Here is a 22,416-nt window from a genome sequence, read left to right as displayed (position 1 = left end):
TATATTGTTTTTATCCGTTAACGATAACGCAGGTAGGCGAATAAAGCACTTAATTTCATGCTTAAAAACTAAGCTAATTCTTGGTTGACAGAAAAAAAATAGCCTATAAGCTCTAACAGCGAGAAGGTTTATTTATTATATACTTACAAAAGGATTTGCTATGTTGACCCAACTTTCATCGATTAGTATTTCACCTCATAGTCCTCTAGATTTGATTGGCCTTCGCTATGCTTGGAGGCACGATCATGCATAATAACGGTATCGCTTTTTTACTGTTCGGTGTTGTGGCCATAACCAGTGGTCTGGCGACTGCAGCAGACATAACGCCTTTAGGTAGTCACTTAAAGGGGGCTCTTTATTCTGAAGTGTCGAGCCAAACGGCTAAGCCGCAGTTTCCTGCGCTATATCTCTATGATGTAAAGACGCAGCAGTTTCTGAGTAAACAAGACGCAGAATCTTACCTCAGCAGATTAAACGATCAACCGCTATGGATTGAGGTGATGCAGCAATGGGTTAAAGATAGCAGTCGCTTTAGCACGACAAATAAAGCGTTTAAGCAAGCTGTTCCACTGCTAGATTTTACGCAGGAGTACATCATTTTTTTCGATAACTTACCGGAACCCATGTTAGAGCAGTTTGCAGCAATGGATCCTAATTTGGTGGCGAGAGACAGCTTAGTTAAATCGGTTTTGGCTCAATTAGATAATGCAAATAGTTACACTACCTATTAAACGTTAACGTGGTTTACCTGTTATTAACCGCGTTTTATGCAATTTCATATTCGGTTTGAGCTAACGTCGATATCGTTGATTAATCGCGAGGTCATCAGGATTGGCTTCCAACATAAAAGATAACGTCAATTGCTGTTTGCTAGGCAGATAAACAATGCTCGAAATGGCGCTTAATAAGCTTGATGTTTGTTGTGGATGGCTATTAAACATGGGCTCAATGATCAGCTGCTTTTGTTGCAGTACAAATCGCCCCCATTGTAGATGGGTGAAGTGCTCATTAGCTTGTGGGTCTTGGTGGAGGTTAATTTTCACCATGGCGTAATAGCCATTATCGAACAGCACCAAGCTACTCAGTGCCGGGCTCGACAACTGATGCCAGACACCATAGAAAGATTGGCTTGGAGTGATGTCATAGTGATGTTGTTCATCGGCAACGCTGTCACCATTAGTGTCGATACTAAAGACTAACCGGGCTGACTCGACAGTAAGTGCTATGTGCAATTTAGGATGAGCTATTTGGTAGGCAACTAGACCCTGTTGTTGATTACTACTGTAGCTTGGAAAAAAGTGAACATCTGCTTGCTGGATATCTATTCGACCCCATTCTGCAACGCTGTTTTGTGGCTCAATTAAGTCTAATTGTATGTATAAGTAACTCTGGTCATGAGTTAACTGTAACAGCGTGATTTGTTCTGGGCTATCAATGATCCAATTACCAAAAATAGTCGCTGTAGGCGGCGATTGTGGGGCCGCATAAAGTGAGTTGACCGTGATCAAAGCGCACACTAGCAACAACAATCGCGGAACGATATTTTTGACTCTATTAAGTGCAAGCGCTGGATGCTGACTTGGGCGTGACATGATAAACATAAGATCCCTTTATGTTTGCCTTTACAGTTCGGTGTGATTCTTATTGAACCGTGAGAGGTCTAGCTAGTGTATTTTAGCCCCAAATCTTAGCGAGTACTAAGCTTAGACCTTAGTGTTAAATCCTAATTGATGGCTTAATTTTTAGAGTTTAAGCCTAGTAAAATATTCTGATTAATCAAATAAAAAAGCCCATTGCATTATGCAATGGGCTTAAGAATGGTTAATTTTTGCTGAGCGACTTAAGGCGCTAATGTTAGCAGTGCAGGTTGGGCTACAACTTGAAAGTCCAATGCCATGGTCACGCTTAATGCGGTAATGGTAATAATGGAAAATCCAAATACTTGCCTAGCCCAAGACTGTAAGTTGATGTCGCGACGATAACCTTTTAACGCCATGGCTAACCACCATAAACTGGTGGCAAAGGTCACGGCCATAAAGGCAATACCTGTATAACCCGCCAGCGGTAATAGTGCGCTAACCAATGCAAACACGGCAATGTAGAGCACTATATGCAGTTTTGCTTTGGCCATACCTTCAGCAACAGGTAACACCGGAATGTTGGCTGCGGCATAGTCATCAAAGCGAAATATTGCAATTGCATACGAGTGTGGCATTTGCCATAAACTGAACATCAGTAGCAAAATAATTGCACCTGTGTCCATTTGTCCACTGACCGCACAATAGCCTACAACTGGTGGCACAGCACCTGAGAAACTACCCACTAAGGTGCCGTAAACCGAGTTGCGCTTCATGTATAGACTGTACACGCCGACATAAACCACATAACCGATAGCGGCAAATAATACCGCTAAATTGTTAGTGAATATCACTAGCATGGTAAAGCCAATAATCCCCAGACCAATGCCAAAGCTCAATACAGCTTGTACCGATATTTCACCGGTAACGGTAACTCGGTTACGAGTACGCTGCATTTTGGCGTCGATATCGCGATCAATACAATTATTGACAGCGCAACCAGACGCCACCACTAAAGAGAGCCCTATCATGGTTGCAAACATCAAGGTCCAATCTACGTTACCTTGTGCGGCGAGTAAAAACCCGCCGGCGACGGAAATTAAATTGCCCATGATAATGCCAGGTTTAGTTACCTGAACATATCCTCGTAAGCGTGATGTTAATTGTGCTGACATAGATTGACCTTGATTATTCATGATAGCTGTCTAATTACATCATCAATTCGTTAGCTGCGTAGATAATCCACACAGATAAACCCACTACCATGACAATAATCAGTGCAGTGAATAAGAAAGAGAATGTATTGATCCTGCCTTCTTTAGAAAAATCTAAATGAAGGAAGTACTTTAAGTGCACCACGATTTGTACTATTGCCGCAGCAACCACAATCCATAAGGTGGTTGTATGGTCAAAGCTGTGAGTCATCACCGACCAAAATGGAATACCGGTTAAGATCACCGATAACACAAAGCCGACTATATATGACTTAACACTGGCGCCAAAGTCGCCCTCGCCGTGGCTTGAATGTGCATTGCTCATCACAAGACTCCTAACAAATAAACAACGGTAAACACACACACCCACACGATGTCTAAGAAATGCCAGAATAAACTTAAGCAACTTAGGCGAGTGATACTACGATTATTTAAACCGCACTTGATAACTTCGACCATCATGATCAGCATCCAAATTAAGCCCGCGGTAACATGCAAACCATGCATGCCGACTAAGGCAAAAAATGCTGATAAAAAGGCGCTGCGATCTGGGCCATTGCCGTGTTCAATCAGATGATGGAACTCGTACACTTCCATCGTGATAAACACACAACCTAACGCGAAGGTGATTAACAACCACGCTAATGTCGCCGCTTTCTTTTGGTGTCTAGCGCAAATCATGGCAAAGCCATAAGTAATACTACTGACTAGTAAGGCGGCGGTTTCGATAAGCACGAAGTCTAATTCGAAAATATCTTTGCCCGACACCCCACCATCTGTGTTCATGAATAACACTGCATAAGTCGCAAAAACGGATGCGAACAAAATACAGTCGGTCATTAGATAAATCCAAAAACCGAATAAGGTGTTACCACTGGTATCGTGGTGTTCATCATGGTGCTCAGCAGAATGAGCGTCGTGTAAATCTGCTTTAATAGCAATACTCATTATCTGCCCCTTGCTACGTTATCTATATGTGCATTTTCAATACGCGCGATTTCGTCTGGTTGCACGTAGTAGTCAACATCATTGTCGTAAGCACGCATTAAGAACAATACAAACGCACCTGCAAATCCAACAATGGCTAACCACCAAATATGCCAAATTGCGGCAAATCCCATAGCGGTAATCGCAGCGGCCATAAATATCCCACTGGCGGTATTTTTAGGCATATGAATCGGCTGGTATGTTTCACGACGTTGATAGGCAGTGCCTTTCTCTTTCATGTCGGTGAACGCATCAATGTCTGTTACTGGATCTAACTGGGCATAGTTATAGAACTGTGGTGGTGAAGAGGTTGACCACTCAAGCGTATGGCCATTCCATGGATCACCAGTAGTATCTAAGTTTTGCTCACGATCACGGAAGCTGACATACAATTGTACAAACTGTAAAATAATACCCACAAGGATGATAAACGCGCCGACCACGGCAAAGTAAAGCCAGAAGTTCCACGCTGGGTTATCTGTGTGGTTAATACGACGAGTCATGCCCATAAAACCAAGCACATATAACGGCATAAAGGCGATATAGAAGCCTATCTGCCAACACCAAAATGATGCCTTACCTAAACGTTCGTTGAGGTGGAAGCCCATCGCTTTAGGGAACCAGTAGGCAAAACCAGCCATGTAACCAAATACTGCACCACCAATAATGGTGTTATGGAAATGGGCGATTAAAAACAAGCTGTTATGTAGTACATAATCTGCGCCAGGTAATGCTAACAATACTCCGGTCATGCCGCCGATGGTGAAGGTCACCATAAAGCCTAAAGACCACAATACTGGTACGGTGAAACGTAAACGGCCGCGATAAATGGTAAATAACCAGTTAAACAGTTTTACCCCAGTCGGCACCGCAATCACCATGGTCATCACCCCGAAGAAGGCGTTAACGTTAGCGCTCGACCCCATGGTAAAGAAATGGTGCAACCACACAATAAAGCCAAGTACAGAAATCGCACCCGTTGCCCACACCATTGAGGTGTAACCAAATAAGCGCTTAGAAGTAAAGGTTGAAAACACTTCAGAGAAAATACCGAAAGCCGGTAATACCAAAATGTATACTTCAGGATGACCCCAAGCCCAAAACAGGTTGATGTACATCATGGCGTTCCCGCCACCGTCATTGGTAAAGAAATGGAAATCTAAATAACGGTCTAAGGTTAATAAACCTAACACAGCGGTTAAAATTGGGAACGATGCAACGATTAACACGTTTGCCCAAGTACAGGCCCAAGTGAAAATTGGCATTTGCATTAGCTTCATGCCCGGAGCGCGCATTTTTAACACAGTGGCGATAAAGTTCACCCCGGTTAAGGTTGTCCCGATGCCGGATATTTGCAAGGCCCAGATGTAATAATCAACCCCCACCCCCGGACTGTATGCGAGTTCTGACAATGGCGGATAAGCTACCCAACCCGTTTTGGCAAATTCACCTAATCCAAGTGATATATTGATTAATATCGCCCCAGAGGTCGTTAGCCAAAAGCTTAAATTGTTTAAGAACGGGAACGCGACATCACGAGCACCAATTTGCAATGGTACGACCAAGTTCATTAGACCAATCATAAATGGCATCGCCATAAAGATAATCATGATCACGCCATGGGCAGTGAAGATTTGGTCGTAATGTTCAGGTGGTAAATACCCCGCAGCGCCATTGGTGGCAAGTGCTTGCTGAGTTCGCATCATAATCGCGTCAGAGAAACCACGGATCAGCATTACCATTGCTAACACGATATACATAATACCGAGTTTTTTATGGTCAACCGAAGTTAACCAGTCATGCCAGAGCACGCCCCATTTTTGATACTTAGTCATTAATGCCGCGATAATGAATCCAATAATGGCAACCGCAGCAAGGGTCACCATAATAATCGGTTCATGATACGGAATTGACTCGAGAGTTAATTTTCCTAGAAATGGCATGATTATTTCGCCTCCCCAGATGCAGTCGAAGAATGCTCTGTGGTTGAATGTGAAGGTGATGAAAGCCCAGAATGTTCCGCGTCCTTGTCGACCATGTGCTCCATGTTTTGCATATGCTTGGTATGATCCATACCAGACATTGATTCCATGTTGCTCATGTCGTGCATACCTTCCATGCTGTCCATTGGTTTCATATTCGAGTCTGGATGCATGTATTGCATGACAATGTAGTTAAACATGCCTTTTTGTACTGACCCGTAGTATTGCACCGGATTGTTTTCGCTCTTTTCAGCCAGTTGCTTATATTGCTCAACATCCAAGGTATTACCTTGCTGTTTTACCTTGGCAACCCAAGCATCAAAATCGTCAGCGTTTGCAGTTGCAATCGCATTAAACTTCATTCCAGCAAATCCAGCACCACTGTAGTTAGCTGAAATACCCTCAAAAGTGCCTGGCTCGTTTGCGATAAGGTGTAACTTAGTCGCCATGCCTGCCATTGAGTAGATTTGGCTACCTAACTGCGGAATGAAAAATGAATTCATTGCTGTGTCAGAAGTGATTTTAAAGTTAACCGGAACATTGGCAGGGAAGGCCAATTCGTTAACCGATGCGATGCCATATTCAGGATAAATGAACAACCATTTCCAATCTAATGACACCACTTCAACCTTCACCGGTTTAGCGTCATGCACTAGCGGTTTGTAGGGATCTAAATCGTGAGTCGATTTCCAAGTGATAACACCAAGAATGATCACGATAATAATCGGTACGACCCACACCACGATTTCAATGGCGGTTGAGTGTGCCCATTTAGGTGCATAAATTTCTTCATCGCGACCGTCGCGGAATTTCCATGCAAAATACAAGGTCATGAAAATTACTGGAATAACCACAATCAACATCAGCAAGGTTGCCACAATAATGAGATGCTTCTCATCGATGCCGATTTGACCTTTGGGATCCAGCACGCCGCCTTCACAACCGGCTAGCATAAATGCTAATGCAGCCAGTATAGGTTTACTTAAATTTCGAATTAACAAAGGAAGATTCCTCTAACCTTAAAGCTTACTACGCTACCAACAGGGGGATTGGCAGTTGCACAATAATCATCAAACGCGAATAGTAGAAAAAGATAAACTAAATCAACAATATGTGATTTTGGCTTAGTTTCCCAAAAAAGATATATCTCGCGAATGGCGTATTAAAATAAAAAAGTTAAGCTTGTAAAGGCGGGGCGCGACAACCATGTGCCGTATATTCTAGCGATTGAGGAATAACAGGAGATAGAGCACTTAGCGCATCGCTCAGTTCGAGCAAGTTGCTAAATTTAGAATTAAGATTGAATAAACGCCAAAAGTGCTGGATAACTAAGGGATTAATTAGCAATAAACTGATTAAACCCGCACCCAAAAATTCAGCTAATATACCGTCAGCAATAGCGATAAACTCGCCAATATCAATAAAATGTCCGATTGAAATAGACAAGGCATCAGCTAAAGGTTGCAGCAACAGTAACCCGAAACACAGTGTTAAATGTGCTTTACTCAACTTGGATAACCTTGTGATGCGATTAAGCGATTTAACAAGGTATTGGCAAAGGGTTAGTTTCAAGAAACGTTTCCAACCGAGCTCAAAGGAGTGGGTAGTTGAATCAATAGATCCAGCTGACGATTTTCATTTGCAGGAGAATAACAAGAAGGCGCTATTGATTGAAAGTAAATCAGAGTAGTAAAACAGCGGAATTATTAAATAAACTTGAATTTGAACAATATTTATACTGTTTATTTACATTGTTAACTGTTTTGTTACTTATCAATGGCTCAAAAGTCACAAATCTGTGATCCCTAGCACCTAATATAAATGGGTGGATGTGATCAGATATAAGCGCCTTAATTCAACAATCCTAACACGTATTGATACGCCCTTGGGGGTGGATGAGGATCATATTTTTTGCGAACTAAAATATTTTCTGGCTTCTGTATTGTTACAAATCGATACCGCAATAAACGCTTGCGGGCAGCAGATTATCTATTGAAGTTATTAGTGGCTGTCTGCGCCGGTTCAGCAGCGTTAAATAATCAAGTAATAATCACTTATGACTCGAGTATAAAGAGCCCTTCTCCACTGATGTTCCGTTGCGCGTAATGCAGCTAAGTGAATAATGATGCGGCTTTAGCACAACAAGTCTCCATCGATAAATTACACTATAATTTTTTTAAAGCGCTGCAGTTAACTCACCATAAACAGCTGGTTTTTAAATGAGTTAAATAATGAAATATCTAGATCTTTCTCAATAACCGACTGAGCTGCTACACTCATTTTGATTATATTAAGGTAAGATTAATTTTTATGCAGCGCCCACAACTACGCCAAGCTAAAACCATAGATAACGTTTTTAATAGTGCTTACTGGCACCTTAGTCAGCAAGATTTTACTATTGGCGAAATTAGTACCAAGCTTGAGCGTAAAACCGAGAACCAGCAATGGATTGATACCGTATTAGCCAAGCTAATCGACAGTGGTTATTTAAAAAATGACTTCGATTTTGCCGTGCGTTATTGCGAACTTGCTTTTAGCAATGAAGTGGGGACTGGCGCCATAAGGCGTAAGTTACAACTTCGCGGTGTGAGTGCAACAGAGATTGATGCCGCGCTAGAACAGGTTATGCACGAGCAAAAAATAAATACTTTTAAGCTCGCTACCTCAAGGCTACTAGGCCGATTTGAGAATTTTTACGGCACCAGCAGAGAAAAAGTCTATGCTCAAATGACCGCAAAAGGATTTTCTCGATCTGAAATTGATCATGCATTATCGTTACATCCACAAGGTGAAACATTGCGCAGTAAATTGGCGATAAAAGCAGAAAAAGTCGATTTAACAACTGAAATAATTAAGCTGTTTAATAAAGGTAAAGGTAAAACACTCATTTTACAGGAACTCAAACAGCGATTGATTGATGTGAGTGATTTTGAAGAAACCTTGTATCAGTTAACCTTAACAGAAGATGTCGATTTTTATCAAAGCTGTAAAAATGAGCTGGCTAAAAAACGCTATAACTTATCTGATTATAAAGACAAGTCTAAAGCGTATGCGTTTCTATCTCGTAAAGGTTTTGCCAGTGATGAAATAAAAGAGGCCATGAGCCTAGATAATGATGCATCATAAAAATAGCTTCTAGAGAAGTGCTAAACATTTTAACAATAAGCTGTGAATAAATTTTATCGATTATTCTCATTTAAAATAAATATTATACTTACGTCATCATAGTCGTTATATCGCGTTAATGTGGTTGGCTACTATTCCTTGTTATTACTATTTGGGGCGGCAAATTATGTCGTTTAAACATAAGTTAGTGTCATTTATCGTTAGTTTGTCTCTGGGCACTTTGTTTTTTCTATTTTTATTCTTATGGATAGAAAAACAGATTGCCGTTGAGCAAGAGCAAGCTGCAACAACCCATTTGGCCTTAATGAGTACTATTAGCAAAGACATTCAACACACTCTTGAGCGATTAGATAGGCTTGATGATCCAGTGTGTAGTAGTGAAATGTTGCTGCATATGCGCCGTGAGAACTTCCTGTCTATCTTTATCAAAGATATAGGCTATTCAGATGAAAATGGTAAATTGCTGTGTACCGCAGGTTTAGGGATAATTGTTACAAAGAGTATGGAATCTGAGCCCGACTACATTAATAACTACGGTGCAAAAGTGTGGGTAAATAAAGCGTTAGAGCTTTTTGATAGGTTACATACCGCGGTTGTCATCAAGCATAACGCTTTCAATGTAGTGATTGAGCCTGCGGAGATCAATAAATTCAGTTCTATGGGATTCGATTGGGAAATTGTATTCAATAGAGCAAATCATTATCAACATGTGTCAGGCAGCAATAATCTATATGTCAAAGGTATCGTTGGCAGAGTGAACTTAACCCATGCCTATCAATTTCAACAATGTGATCCTGAATCATCTTACTGCGTTGCACTGAGCCTTAGTGCTGGCGAGTTTTATGAAAAAAACCGCCTGTTGATTGCTATCATTATTACGTCATCATTTTTTCTGACATTATTTTTATATTATTTTATATCATTTAAAATCAATGGTTTTATGTCAATAAGCGCTCGAGTTAAACGAGGCGTTAAATCAAACAAGTTTTTTCCTTTATTTCAACCGATAGTCAATATTCAAACCGGTAAGATCGTCGGCTGTGAAGTGCTGGCGCGATTTGAAGATAACGAAGGTAAAATATTTCCAGATGAATTTATTCCCAAAATTAGACAGCTGGGCCTGTCATGGGAGTTTACTGAGCAACTTGTTGAAAAATCGCTGCTGCGCCTAAGTGAAAGCGGTATTGATTTGAAGGGTTTTAAAGTCAATATTAATATTTTTCCTTCTGATGTTTCTAGCGGAAAAGTGTTAAAGATAATTGATCTGCCGTATGTGAATGATCATCCCATTAAGATTGTTCTTGAGATTGTAGAAGATGAACAGTTGACCGGTAAAGAGTTTGCAAACCACTTAGAGATCCTGGTGCAACATGGTTTTCTGATTGCAATCGATGATTTTGGCACTGGATATTCAAATTTAAACCAAGTGTCAAAATTGTCGTGTCATATTTTGAAAATCGATAGAAGCTTTATTAATGCCATGGAAGGAGGGTCCATCCGTTCATCATTAATACCTTATATTGTCCAAATGGCTAACGAACTACACATAGACGTTGTTGCTGAAGGTGTTGAAAACATCATGCAACATCAAGCACTTAAAAATTTAGGAATATTAAACGGGCAAGGATGGCTATACGGTAAGCCAATGAGTGCCGATGATCTTTGTCCAATAATTAAACACTTTAAGATTTAAGGTTTGGTTTTATTCTATTGGCCCAACCTTGGGTTGGAGATGAGTTCAGCAAGGCAAGTTAGCGAGATTTTACCTATTCATATAAATAGGTTTTACTCTCGCCAACTCTGTTTGGCGTTAGTCTTTTGCACTCTTAGCGCTGGCTGTTGGTGGCGTTATTGATGAGGCTTCGCGAGATGCAAGGGATCGAGTATCGCAGTGAGTTCATCTTCGCTCAGCTCGGTTTCTTCCAGTGCAATGTCTAATACCGATTTATGTTCTTTATGTGCACGTTTGGCTATTTTCGCGGCCATATCGTAACCCACCACTGAATTGAGTGCGGTGGCAAGAATAGGATTTTTCTTCAACACTTGAGTCAAGTTGTCGGTATTGGGCGCAAAATCTGCAAATACCTTATCCGTCATGGATTGGCAGGCATGGGTTAATAAATCGATGCTGGAGAGTAACTTGTCTGCAATCAGTGGCAGCATGACATTTAATTGAAAATTACCCGATTGCGCCGCGATGGTTATGGTCGTTTCATTACCGATCACTTCAGCGGCAATCATGGCAACCGCCTCCGGAATCACCGGATTAACCTTACCGGGCATTATCGATGAACCAGGTTGCAGCGCGGTTACACTAATTTCTTGTAGTCCGGCTATAGGGCCTGAGTTCATCCAGCGTAAATCATTGGCAATTTTCATTAAGGTGATCGCCAATCCTTTGAGCGCCGAAGCCACGGCAAGAGTGTGATCTTGGCTACTCATGTATAAGGCCGGAACAGGTGCCGCCTGCCAAGGATGCTGGTCTTGCTGCTGTAAATAATCACAAGCGAGTTTGGCAAAACGCGGATCACAATTAACCCCAGTGCCAACCGCAGTGCCGCCCAAAGGTAAATGATGTAAGTTGAGCTCTGCTTGTTGGAGCTTCGCTTGAGCAGCATTGAGCTGTAGTCGCCAACATTGTAGTTCTTGCCCTAAGGTAATGGGCATAGCGTCCATTAAATGAGTGCGTCCAGTTTTGACCAAATTTGCATGCTCATCGGCCAAAAACGCTAATTTGTCACTTAAGCTATTAATGGCCGGATACAGTAGAGCCTTTAAATGCCGCACTGTACTAATGTGAATACCGGCAGGCACCACATCGTTGCTGCTTTGGCCCATATTGACATGATCGTTGGGGTGAACTTTATCCTGCAAAATGTCGCTGGCTAAGCTGGCAATCACTTCGTTAACATTCATATTGGAACTGGTGCCTGAACCGGTTTGGAACAGATCCAGTGGGAAATGGGTTGAAAAGTCGAGCTGTTTACTAGCGGTAATCGCTTGTTGGATCGCCGCCGCCATGGCGTTATCCAGCAAACCTAACTGACTATTAGCGTGTGCTGCCGCTGATTTTATGTCGAGTAGGGCAACGATTGCCGGTGTAGGAAAACGCCGCTCTGAAAATTGAAAATTATCCTGTGCTCGCTGGGTTTGTGCCTGATAATAAACATCATTTGGCACTTCAACTTTACCCATGCTGTCATATTCTATACGTATCTTACTCATAATATTTCCGACTCGATTTTTGATTGGGATATGTTAGTGTGTTCACTAAGCTTAGCAGGAAGTACTCATAAACGTTTATAGGGAGATCATTAATGAAAGACTCTATGCAATTATTGAAACAACTTGAGAGTAATGGAAAAAATTTCCGATATTACAGCTTTGACCGATTAGCCGAACACTTCGATTTATCCCGCTTACCCTTTGCGGCAAAAATATTATTAGAAAATCTACTGCGCTATGAAAATTCGGAGTTTGTCCAGCCAAAGGATATTGAAACCTTGGCCCGCTGGGATTTAGATGACTGGTCTGAAACCGAAATTGCCTTTGTCCCATCCCGGGTCATTTTACAAGATTTTACCGGTGTACCTTCAGTCGTTGATTTAGCCGCCATGCGTGATGCCATTATAACGCTAGGTGGTAATGCTGCCGCGATTAATCCGCTGAACCCGGTAGAGCTGGTTATTGACCACTCTGTGATGGTCGATGTATTTGCCGAAACAGGGGCGTTGCAACAAAATACTGCCATTGAAATCCAACGAAATCGCGAACGATATCAGTTTTTGCGTTGGGGTCAGCAAGCCTTCGATAACTTTAAAGTCGTGCCGCCAGGGCGCGGTATCGTGCATCAAATCAATCTAGAATATCTGGCAAGAGTGGTTTTTGTTAAAGAAGATGAAGATAACTTATTGTATCCAGACACCTTAGTCGGAACCGATTCCCATACCACCATGATCAACGGCTTGGGTGTGTTGGGGTGGGGCGTGGGCGGTATTGAGGCTGAGGCTGCGATGTTAGGCCAACCAGTGACTATGTTGTTACCCGAGATCGTTGGTTTTGAATTTGTCGGCAAATTGCCTCCTGGGGTTACCGCTACCGATCTGGTGTTAACCGTAACTGAACAACTGCGCTCATTTGGCGTGGTCGGCAAGTTCGTCGAGTTTTTTGGTGCCGGGGTTGATCAATTAACCTTGGCCGATAGGGCGACCATTGCCAATATGGCGCCAGAATACGGTGCCACCTGTGGCATTTTCCCGATCGACCAACAAACGCTAGATTACCTAAAGCTTACTGGTCGTGATCCAGAGCATATCGAGCTGATCAAGACATATCTTAAAAAGATGGGCATGTGGGCCAGTGCATCCGATAACAAAGCCTGTTATCACGCCAGCTTACAACTGGATTTAGGCAGTATTGTGCCTTCTATCGCAGGTCCTAAAAGGCCACAGGACAGAATTGCACTTGAGCAAGCTGGAGTCAGTTTCCGTCAGTGGTTAGACAGTCAAATCCCTGTTAGCCAAATCGACGCTGAAGGTAAAGATGAGCTGGCAAGCGAGGGTGGCCCATCGGTGCAAGTCCCCGTCGTCGATGGTAGCGCAGGTGTTGCGTGTCGTTATCGAGATAAAGACTTTGTGCTCGAAGCCGGCGCTGTGGTGATAGCTGCGATAACCAGCTGTACTAATACCTCTAATCCATCAGTGTTAATCGCCGCTGGACTATTGGCCAGAAATGCCCGTGAAAAAGGTTTACAGGTTAAACCTTGGGTGAAAACCAGTTTTGCACCTGGCTCGCAGGTAGTGACGGATTATTTAATAAAATCAGGTCTTAATGTCGATTTAGATGCTCTAGGCTTTCAGTTGGTTGGCTACGGTTGCACTACCTGTATTGGTAATTCCGGCCCATTGCCTCAGCCCGTCAGTGAAGCGATACAACAGGGCAGGCTGAAGGTGTGTTCGGTGTTATCGGGCAATCGTAACTTTGATGGTCGCATCCATCCAGAAGTACAAGCCAATTACTTAGCATCGCCGCCGCTGGTGGTGGCATATGCATTGGCCGGTAATATGAAAGCCGATATGGTTACTGAACCACTGGGTGAGGATGCTAATGGCAAAGCCGTGTATTTAAAAGATATCTGGCCAGACAATCAGGAAATCCAACAGGTTATGGCCAGCGCGGTGCAAAGCGAGATGTTTGTTTCCCGTTATGCCGATGTATACAGCGGTGATGTAGACTGGCAAGGACTTGAGGTAGTGCAGAGCCAAAAATATAACTGGCCTGATTCCACTTATGTTAAACAACCGCCATTCTTTGATGGGATCAGTGCAGAGGTTCCCCAAATTATGGGTATCGACAATGCCCGTTGTTTACTTAAGTTGGGTGATTCGGTGACTACCGACCATATTTCACCCGCGGGCTCTATTGCACCAGACAGCCCTGCCGGAGATTATTTACAGCAAGCAGGGGTTGCCATTAAGGACTTTAACTCTTACGGTTCACGCCGCGGCAACCATGAAGTCATGATGCGCGGCACCTTTGCCAATGTAAGGCTAAGAAATTTGCTGGCGCCAGGGACCGAAGGTTGCTGGACTCGCTTGATGCCGACAGGTGAGTCGATGACAGTATTTGATGCTGCCATGTATTATCAGCAACATAACACAGCGTGTATTGTGCTTGCGGGTAAGGAGTACGGTACTGGCAGCTCACGCGATTGGGCGGCGAAAGGGCCTGCACTTTTGGGAGTAAAAGCGGTTATCGCACAAAGTTATGAACGTATTCACCGTTCTAATTTGGTTGGCATGGGTATTTTGCCGTTGCAGTTTATGCCTGATGACAGTGCGGAGTCGCTAAATCTTACCGGTGAAGAGCAATTCAGTATTCCTGCTGTAAGCGCCGATCAGAAAACCGTCAATGTGTCAGTGATCGACAAAGCGGGTAAGCAACGTTTGTTTGAAGCTAAAATCCGTATTGATACGCCTAATGAGTTCAGTTATTACCGACATGGCGGTATTTTGCATTATGTATTACGCAATTTGGCTAAGTCGTCTAGCTAAGTCATTGAGGTGTATTTCAGTTGAACAGGGCGTTAAATAGCCTGTAAATGGGCCCAAGTTACATGACTTGGGCCTCTTTTTTTGGAATCGAGATGAGCCGTGACGGCGTTATTTACTTGTATTGAGTTTGGATATCGCCGCTGGCTATATCCCCCAAACGATTGCGATCGAAATAATGCAGGGTATTAATTTTCTGCCTTGTAGCCAATTCTAAATCCGCCCCAATGTTTACCGTTAACATAAATTGGGGCAGAGAGATCATGCATCACTTCACCGGTATCGCGTTTATATGTTTGCAATAAGAAACTTTCAACGTTACTGCCGCAGCGTTTACCTGTTGGATCATCAAAAATACGCTTGGTGCGATTACCGGCAAGATCGCGTTCGCGATTTCCGGTTAACGCTTGGGTAAATTTGCGGTTATGAGTGGGGAAATATCCTCTAACATCCACCGCACCAGCATAAATAATATCGGCATTATTATCTAAAATAGCTTCTTGAATACTCGGTAAATTTGAGTCGGTAAAACGATCAAAACCTGTGGTGAACTTTTGTGGGTTGGTATTAGGAATGGGTTGGTAATTTGAATCAAATAATTGCGCCTGTGTAAGCGAACCTTTAGTTAAGGCTTGTTCAAAAATTGCGCCGACATTGGCTGCAGCATTCAAAGCTACTTTGGCGATGACGGCATGTTTATCGGATAATTCAAAATGTTGTAGATGACGGAATATCTGTTCTGCAAAGCCACTGAGCACGAGCACCCTATCTGAAGCTTCAATTAAATCAGTATCGACTTTAAGAATCGAAGCGCCAATGCCTTCAATATTTGCCCCAATACCATTGGTATTATCAACGGTAAAATTAACGGTTTGATCCATTTGCAGCATTTCGCTCGCGGCACTGGCCATGCTTTCTTGACTGGCTTTGGTGAGTATATAAATTTCATTCATCCGACTAGACAGTTTGCCGCCCATATCACTGACTTGTTGCATGGCTTGTACTGATTGAATACTGTTTTGACCAATTTCGGATAGCAATGACTCAATACCTTGGGTTGCTTCGGCCGTTTTATGGGCCAGATTGCGCACTTCATCGGCAACGACTGCAAACCCTCTGCCTTGCTCTCCAGCTCTGGCGGCCTCAATAGCAGCATTGAGTGCCAGCATATTAGTTTGATCAGACAGTTTATTAATCGTATCTGTGATGCTGCTGATCGCGCTGGCTTTATTTTTTAGTTCGATGAGTAATACTGCGGTGGATTCAATTTCAGTCGACAATTTTTGTTGTTGTTCATCCACTTGCTTTATTTCTTCGGCGTAGCTAGACGCTTGTGTACTGGCTTCTTCAACTAGCGCTCGTACATTGGCTGATTGGCCTAATAGTTGTTGAGCACCTTGTTCTAAATTGCTGGCGCGTTGTGAGATTTCTTGAACATGCTTAACTTGTAAACCCATTGCGTGTGCGAGTTTTTCAATAAAAAATGATACTTCTGCTCCGCCAATGGCTATTCTAGTGGCGGCTTTACTTATGCCATTGGCAACGTGTTCATCTTGTTGAGATGAGTCCGTGCTATCTGCAGCTATAGGTTTTTTTTGGGTAAGCAGTAAGGTGATAACAGAGGCAACCGCGACTAAAAATGCATATAGCCATGAAGGTAGAGATAAAAAACTCAGCAGCATTGCTAAGGTAAATATCACTAAACCATTAATCAACATTATTTTAGTTAGCATGAAGACTCCAATCCATTTTTATTCAGATTAGCACTCTATATGTCATTGTAGGCTATCGACTTTGGTCTAAGCTTAAATAATCTACTCAATATATTCAGTGTGTCGTTAAGTGATATTTACCAATGTTTTAAGCTAACTAATTTCCCTCGCATAGGCCAAAACGCATTCACCGCAAGGGATCTGAAATGAACAGCCACGGATTAGGCTTTATGCTCGACAATTAAGCGTCGACATAGTCATTTCAGCGGGCTTAGCGACATCATTGGCGAACAAATATGGATAGACATTAATCACTAAATGCAGGATCAAGCTGCTGCTTCAATAGTGCCAATAACACCTCAGGTACAAATTTTCGTTGGGTGGTAATGGCATAGAAATTTTCATAAACATTGGGTAAGTGCTGATACACATCTAAAATCCCCTGTTCAATTTCGTCTTTAACAACCACTGGAGGTAACACAACCAGTGCGCCACTGTCGCGGGCTAAAAGACGCAACATAGCCATGTCATCGGCTTCTGCTTGCACATCGGGTTGATATTGCCAGGTCGCGCAAAAGGAATTAAATGCAGCCCTAATTTCAGTATTTTTACCCGGTAGAACCCAGCGCATGTCTTGATAACCTTCCGGGAAACTGGCGTTTATCCGGTTAGCTTTGGGGCCCACAATCGCCAAAGGTTGCCTGGAAACCAACTGGGTTTGCCATAATGGATCTTTTTTATCGACACTGATAGGTCGATTAGTCAGCACTAAATCCAGTTCGTGATCCGCCAGTCCGTTTAATAGATCACTCATGCCTCTGGCCGATAAAGAAAAGCTCACATTAGGATTGGCCAGCAACGGGCTGATAAAACTCTCCACAAAGTTACGCGATAATGTGGTTAAGACCCCAATAGATAAATGCTGCTTTTCACTCATACTGCCTTTGCGTAAAAAAGACTCCAACTCTTCGCCTTTACTGAATATATCATCGGCATAAGCCAATACACGATGACCATGCACCGTTAGGTTGAGGCGTCGTGCTCTGCGCTCAAACAACTCAACATTCATATTGTGTTCAAATTGCTTAATTTGTGCCGACAATGCTGACTGAGAAATATGCAGGTCTTTAGCGACTTGCGTCAGGTTGCCTACAACAGCGACACGCCAAAAATAATAAAGGTGATGATAATTAAGACGACTCATTATAGTTAACCAAAACAGAACGTTTTATTAGTTTATATATATTTTTATTAAATATACAGCTCTGACATACTCTGTTGACTAAAAGAAGAGGCAGTTTATGAATATCGCGTTATCGTCCGTTTTTTTATTATGTATTCCCATTACGTTACTTTTGGCTAGCGCCCTGAGTGGGCGTTTGAGTGACCGTGCGAGGTTTAATCATAAATCTACATGGTTAATTAAGCTCAGCGGTCTTATTGTTGTGCTCTATATTACAGCCTTGGTAGTAAGTATTGCGTTACCGAGTCTTCACGCTGATGCGCAATATATTAGCCAATCACGACTCAGCCTCTTGATGATGGGGCTAGTGGTCTTTATGAGTGTTATCTTAATCGCATTTTCGCGTAATTATATGGCGGGCGAACCTCGTAGCGGCACTTATTGGCACTGGCTACTGAATATTCTCGCGGCAGTGTCTGTGGTGGTGATTAGTAACCATTTATTATTATTCTGGCTCGGTTGGGTATCAATTAGCTTAGCCTTGCATAAGCTTTTAACCTTCTATCCTGAACGCCCTCGCGCTGCGCTGGCGGCACATAAAAAATTCCTCTTAGCACGCACCGCAGAAACCTCGTTATTGGCTGCAATTATATTGTTGTATCAGCAGCACGGCAGCTTATTGATAAGTGATTTACTTAGCCACTTTAATGCGGTGGCCACAAACGACAACTTACAACTAACGACAGTCGATCATATTGCTGCCGTGCTAATTGCACTCACGGCCTTAATTAAATGTGCGCAATTACCGGTACACGGCTGGTTGATACAGGTTGTAGAAGCGCCGACACCGGTTAGTGCTTTACTGCACGCAGGGGTCATTAACCTCGGTGGTTTCTTGCTGATTTTATTTGCGCCCTTGTTTATTCAATCTACAGTCGCGCAGTGGCTAGTGCTAATTGTTGCAGGATTAACCACTGTGATGGCGGCATTAATCATGACCACTCGAATTAGCATTAAAGTGCGTTTAGCTTGGTCTACCAGCGCGCAAATGGGCTTGATGTTAGTTGAATGTGCATTAGGGTTATTTGAATTAGCCTTGCTGCATTTATTAACGCACTCAGTTTACAAAGCCTATGCATTTTTGAATTCAAGCAGTGCGGTTTATGAAGACATGCAAAGGCGTCTTGCGCCAGCGGCCAATCCTAAGATGATAGATTGGATAGTGGCAGGGGTATTTTCAAGCATTATCGTCTCGATGGCAGTGATGGTTATAGACTATCAAGGAGTATGGAGTGTTTGGTTGTTATTGGTATTAGCGCTCACCATGTTATTGGCTCAGCGCCACAGTGAGCGACTGCGTAGCAGCATGATGCCCGTTTTCCTCTTAAGCATATTATTAGTGATCAGTTACAGCGGGTTTAAGTGGTTGTTTGGGGCCATTATTCCCGCCACGTCAGCCATGCATGTTGAGGCGTTAAGTGCGGTCGATATTGTCGCAATACTGTTATTTGTCAGTTTGTTTGTGCTCAATTGGATGTTGCGTTATCAGCCACATAGACCCTCAATACATCATTTACATATCGCCTTATTCGCCGGTTTATATTTAGATGAATGGCTCACTCGATTGACGTTACAAGTGTGGCCAGTGCAGTTGCCAGCACCCAGCAATAATAAAGTATTAGATAAAGCCACCGAAGTTGAGGAAGTATGACCATGAGTATCGCAGTTAAATCACCTTTGATAGCGCAACTGACTGATAGCCAGCAGGCAAAATTAACTTCCGCGGGTAACAACATTGCCCCGACATGGCCGCTCGATAAAATGATTGCTGTTAATCCATTTTGGCAAATGCGTGAGCAACCGATTGAACAAGTGTCGGCGCGAGTATCGGCACTCGATCGTATTCAGTGTTTAATGCCCAAAGTCTATTATCAGCATTTATATGCACAAGGCGACATTAGCCAGCATGCGTTGTTATTAGCGGCGGAGCAACAGGAGGTTGCAATGTCAGTGGATCAGCTTGAAGCCTTTCTTGATCAAGCCGATGATCTGACTCACTTTCACAATATTGCCGATTTATTAGATAATCAACGCGACCGATACAAAATGGCATGGCGGGATGAAATCATTCATCAAATCAGTCAATTTTGTGCAGCATATTATCAACAGTTGCGGCCCATTTTGCCTTGTCGTGATCGTTCAGCACAGCCAGATCTATACTGTCATTGGCTCGAGGTTACCGGTCGGGATCGCGGCCTGAGTATTATTATGGATGAGCCAGGCTTGCTGCACTATTTCAAACAATTACCGCAAGATGCACCGACCTTGCTCGCAGAAGCTGTTGCTGAGTTGGGGATTGATGACACTGTAATCGAGTCTTATGCCCATGCATTGTTACTTGATATCAATGGCTGGGCTTCTTGGGTCGCCTATTTGCGCTGGCAAGGCGACTTGCAGGCAACGCCGAGCGATGAAATGCTGCAATTACTGGCAATTCGTATGGCTTGGGAGTTAGTGATTTGGCGTTACTTAAAAGCACAACAAGCGGACAGTTTTATTCACTTAGCCGCGCTTTGGATGCGTGAAAAAGATCAACTGCCGCATTTACTCACGCAGCATGAGCAAGCACAACAGCCCCTTTGGGTGTGGGCAAAGGCAGCTGAACTGAGTTATCAACACAAGCTGAACACTCAGTTAGTGAATGCTCAAAAGCACCCTATAACAGCGCCAAAGTTACAGGCCGCATTTTGTATCGACGTTCGTTCAGAGGTCATACGCCGGGCGTTAGAAAATCAGAGTGATGATATCCAAACCATGGGGTTTGCGGGCTTTTTCGGATTACCTATCGAGTATCAACCGCACGACAGTGAATTGTCTCGCCCTCAGTTACCTGGATTGTTACAGCCGATCATCCGAGTGTCTGAATGGCGTGATACACAGGCTCAAACCGATACGCTAAATAGCAAGGCTCGTTGGCAAACCTGGTCACAAGCTGCGCCGTCAGCATTTTCTATGGTGGAATCCATGGGCTGGCTCTATGCTTTTAAAATGCTCAAAAAATCATTTTTTGCCAAACAAACCCACAATCCTGTTAATGCACTGACTCATCAAAAAAGCTGGATCTTACGTAAAAATGATCAGCTACTGTCGTTAACCGATAAAGCTGAACTGGCTAAAAGTATCCTAAATGCCATGGGATTAAGCCAATTTTCACCTACGGTATTATTGGTCGGACATGGAAGCCACACCACCAATAACTTACATGCTGCGGGCTTGGATTGTGGTGCCTGTGGCGGTCAAACTGGTGAAGTAAACGTGCGGGTTTTAGCCCAATTATTAAATGAGCAAGATGTACGTAAAGCATTGTTAGATCTAGAGGTTGTAATTCCTAGCACGACCCATTTTGTGGCCGCATTGCATAACACCACCACAGATCATATTGCTTGCTTTGATGCCGACATCGATCCCGTTCTAGTCTCATGGCTAACAGCGGCTACAGAAACGGCGCAGCGAGAGCGTTTGGTTCACATCTCCCCAGAGTTAGCTGGTAGCAGTGCAGCTGAATTAGATCGATTTTATATTCAGCGCAGTAATGATTGGTCTCAAGTGCGTCCAGAATGGGGTTTGGTAAACAATGCCGCTTTTATTGTGGCACCTCGATCTTGGACCAGAAATGTCAATCTGCAAGGTCGAAGCTTTTTACATGATTACCAATGGCAAAATGATGCTGACTTTGGCGTTTTAGAATTGATTATGACCGCGCCTATGGTGGTAACCAATTGGATTAATATGCAATATAACGCATCGGTGAGCGATAATGTTAAATACGGTAGTGGTAATAAGTTACTGCATAACGCTGTCGCGGGTCATATTGGTGTGTTTGAAGGTAACGGTGGCGATTTACGTATTGGCCTGTCGATGCAAACGCTGCATGATGGCCAAAAATGGATGCATCAACCGCAACGTTTAGCTGTGTATCTCGCTGCACCAAGAGAGCCCATTGAGCAGATCACGGCTAAACATGACAATGTGCGCTGTCTTGTCGATAACCAATGGTTGTATTTACTGCGCTGGTCAGATGAAGGCGTAATTGAACGTTACTATCAGGGGCAGTGGTTACCACAAGCGGCTTAACATTTGTCGGCCTGTAACGTTAGTGCAGGTGGTAACAATTATAATGAGTCGCGATTATTTTTATCAGTCGTCCGTTGGCGTATGAACCTCGCGTAGAGGTCAATACGCCTTGGAAATAGGTTTACCGAGTCATACTTGGCCTAATAAGGACTTCATTTAAGCTTATGATATCTTCGATGGTTTTCCTGTCATAAGTAGTCATGGTTATTTTTACACAGCAATTACCATATTTTACTATTTCACCATTCATTATGTGCTCATATGACCTTAGCGTGATAGGTTCCATCAGTAAGTTATTTTTTTGGTAAAGTTCAACGTTTACCAAGCCACTTCCTAGTGCACCGAAATCGTAACTGGTTAACACTAAGGTGCTATTTTTATTGACTTCATATATAGATTTGTATTTTTCGCCGTATTTTAAAAATGTTGATACATGATAAGAAGCTAATAC

General features: G+C 43.0%; 16 protein-coding genes. 6 read left to right on the top strand and 10 right to left on the bottom strand.

Annotated elements, in window-relative coordinates; all coding sequences use genetic code 11:
* Positions 1 to 245: 245 nt before the first annotated feature.
* Positions 246 to 731, top strand: coding sequence for a hypothetical protein (locus tag H5164_RS10755; protein ID WP_182756039.1), 486 nt, complete (start codon positions 246 to 248; stop codon positions 729 to 731).
* Positions 732 to 791: 60 nt separating this feature from the next.
* Here the strand turns inward: H5164_RS10755 and H5164_RS10750 are convergent, their stop codons facing one another.
* From H5164_RS10750 to H5164_RS10720, 7 genes are all read right to left on the bottom strand, one after another.
* A complete protein-coding gene (locus tag H5164_RS10750) occupies positions 792 to 1,601 on the bottom strand; it encodes a hypothetical protein (RefSeq protein ID WP_182756036.1) in 810 nt (269 codons plus the stop codon).
* Positions 1,602 to 1,840: 239 nt separating this feature from the next.
* Complete coding sequence (gene cyoE, locus H5164_RS10745; RefSeq protein ID WP_182756034.1) at positions 1,841 to 2,773, bottom strand: heme o synthase; 933 nt, start codon at positions 2,771 to 2,773, stop codon at positions 1,841 to 1,843.
* 13 nt (positions 2,774 to 2,786) lie between these two features.
* The gene (gene cyoD, locus H5164_RS10740; RefSeq protein WP_124018230.1) at positions 2,787 to 3,116 is read right to left on the bottom strand and encodes a cytochrome o ubiquinol oxidase subunit IV; all 330 of its coding nucleotides are present in this window, start codon (positions 3,114 to 3,116) and stop codon (positions 2,787 to 2,789) included.
* Positions 3,116 to 3,739: a cytochrome o ubiquinol oxidase subunit III gene (gene cyoC / locus H5164_RS10735; protein WP_124018231.1), complete on the bottom strand. Its 624-nt coding sequence runs from the start codon at positions 3,737 to 3,739 to the stop codon at positions 3,116 to 3,118. Before cyoC ends, cyoD begins: the two co-directional genes overlap by 1 nt.
* Positions 3,739 to 5,721 (bottom strand): cytochrome o ubiquinol oxidase subunit I, encoded by a 1,983-nt coding sequence (gene cyoB, locus H5164_RS10730; protein ID WP_124018232.1) that lies wholly within the window; start codon positions 5,719 to 5,721, stop codon positions 3,739 to 3,741. The genes cyoC and cyoB overlap by 1 nt, the downstream gene beginning before the upstream one ends.
* A gap of 2 nt (positions 5,722 to 5,723) precedes the next feature.
* Entirely contained in the window at positions 5,724 to 6,761 is a 1,038-nt protein-coding gene (gene cyoA, locus H5164_RS10725) for a ubiquinol oxidase subunit II (RefSeq protein WP_124018233.1), read from the bottom strand.
* Between the two features lie 175 nt (positions 6,762 to 6,936).
* Positions 6,937 to 7,269, bottom strand: a complete 333-nt coding sequence (locus H5164_RS10720) for a hypothetical protein (RefSeq protein ID WP_243640999.1) — start codon at positions 7,267 to 7,269, stop codon at positions 6,937 to 6,939.
* Positions 7,270 to 8,070: 801 nt separating this feature from the next.
* Between H5164_RS10720 and H5164_RS10715 the strand changes: the two genes are divergently transcribed.
* Both H5164_RS10715 and H5164_RS10710 read left to right on the top strand, forming a co-directional pair.
* Positions 8,071 to 8,886 carry a RecX family transcriptional regulator gene (locus H5164_RS10715; protein WP_182756032.1) on the top strand — a complete coding sequence of 272 codons (816 nt, stop codon included), beginning with the start codon at positions 8,071 to 8,073 and terminating at the stop codon, positions 8,884 to 8,886.
* Between the two features lie 166 nt (positions 8,887 to 9,052).
* Positions 9,053 to 10,579 carry an EAL domain-containing protein gene (locus H5164_RS10710; protein ID WP_182756030.1) on the top strand — a complete coding sequence of 509 codons (1,527 nt, stop codon included), beginning with the start codon at positions 9,053 to 9,055 and terminating at the stop codon, positions 10,577 to 10,579.
* Between the two features lie 155 nt (positions 10,580 to 10,734).
* Here the strand turns inward: H5164_RS10710 and H5164_RS10705 are convergent, their stop codons facing one another.
* A complete protein-coding gene (locus H5164_RS10705; RefSeq protein WP_220492689.1) occupies positions 10,735 to 12,111 on the bottom strand; it encodes a lyase family protein in 1,377 nt (458 codons plus the stop codon).
* A gap of 92 nt (positions 12,112 to 12,203) precedes the next feature.
* On the opposite strand from H5164_RS10705, the gene acnA reads away from it, so the two are divergent.
* On the top strand, positions 12,204 to 14,939 hold the full coding sequence (gene acnA / locus H5164_RS10700) for an aconitate hydratase AcnA (RefSeq protein WP_182697664.1): 2,736 nt from the start codon (positions 12,204 to 12,206) through the stop codon (positions 14,937 to 14,939).
* Between the two features lie 185 nt (positions 14,940 to 15,124).
* Here acnA and H5164_RS10695 read toward each other — a convergent pair whose 3' ends face one another.
* Both H5164_RS10695 and H5164_RS10690 read right to left on the bottom strand, forming a co-directional pair.
* Complete coding sequence (locus H5164_RS10695) at positions 15,125 to 16,669, bottom strand: methyl-accepting chemotaxis protein (RefSeq protein ID WP_182697665.1); 1,545 nt, start codon at positions 16,667 to 16,669, stop codon at positions 15,125 to 15,127.
* Positions 16,670 to 16,955: 286 nt separating this feature from the next.
* Positions 16,956 to 17,852, bottom strand: a complete 897-nt coding sequence (locus H5164_RS10690; RefSeq protein ID WP_182697666.1) for a LysR family transcriptional regulator — start codon at positions 17,850 to 17,852, stop codon at positions 16,956 to 16,958.
* 97 nt (positions 17,853 to 17,949) lie between these two features.
* On the opposite strand from H5164_RS10690, the gene H5164_RS10685 reads away from it, so the two are divergent.
* Both H5164_RS10685 and H5164_RS10680 read left to right on the top strand, forming a co-directional pair.
* Positions 17,950 to 19,542, top strand: coding sequence for an NADH-quinone oxidoreductase subunit L (locus tag H5164_RS10685; protein WP_220492688.1), 1,593 nt, complete (start codon positions 17,950 to 17,952; stop codon positions 19,540 to 19,542).
* A gap of 2 nt (positions 19,543 to 19,544) precedes the next feature.
* A complete protein-coding gene (locus H5164_RS10680) occupies positions 19,545 to 21,965 on the top strand; it encodes a YbcC family protein (protein ID WP_182756028.1) in 2,421 nt (806 codons plus the stop codon).
* Positions 21,966 to 22,416 lie beyond the last annotated feature (451 nt).

The sequence above is a fragment of the Shewanella sp. SG41-3 genome (genome assembly GCF_014164545.1).
GTDB lineage: Bacteria > Pseudomonadota > Gammaproteobacteria > Enterobacterales > Shewanellaceae > Shewanella > Shewanella vesiculosa.
The sequence above is the reverse complement of the archived record's forward strand: the minus strand, read 5'-3'. Positions and strand labels throughout refer to the sequence as shown.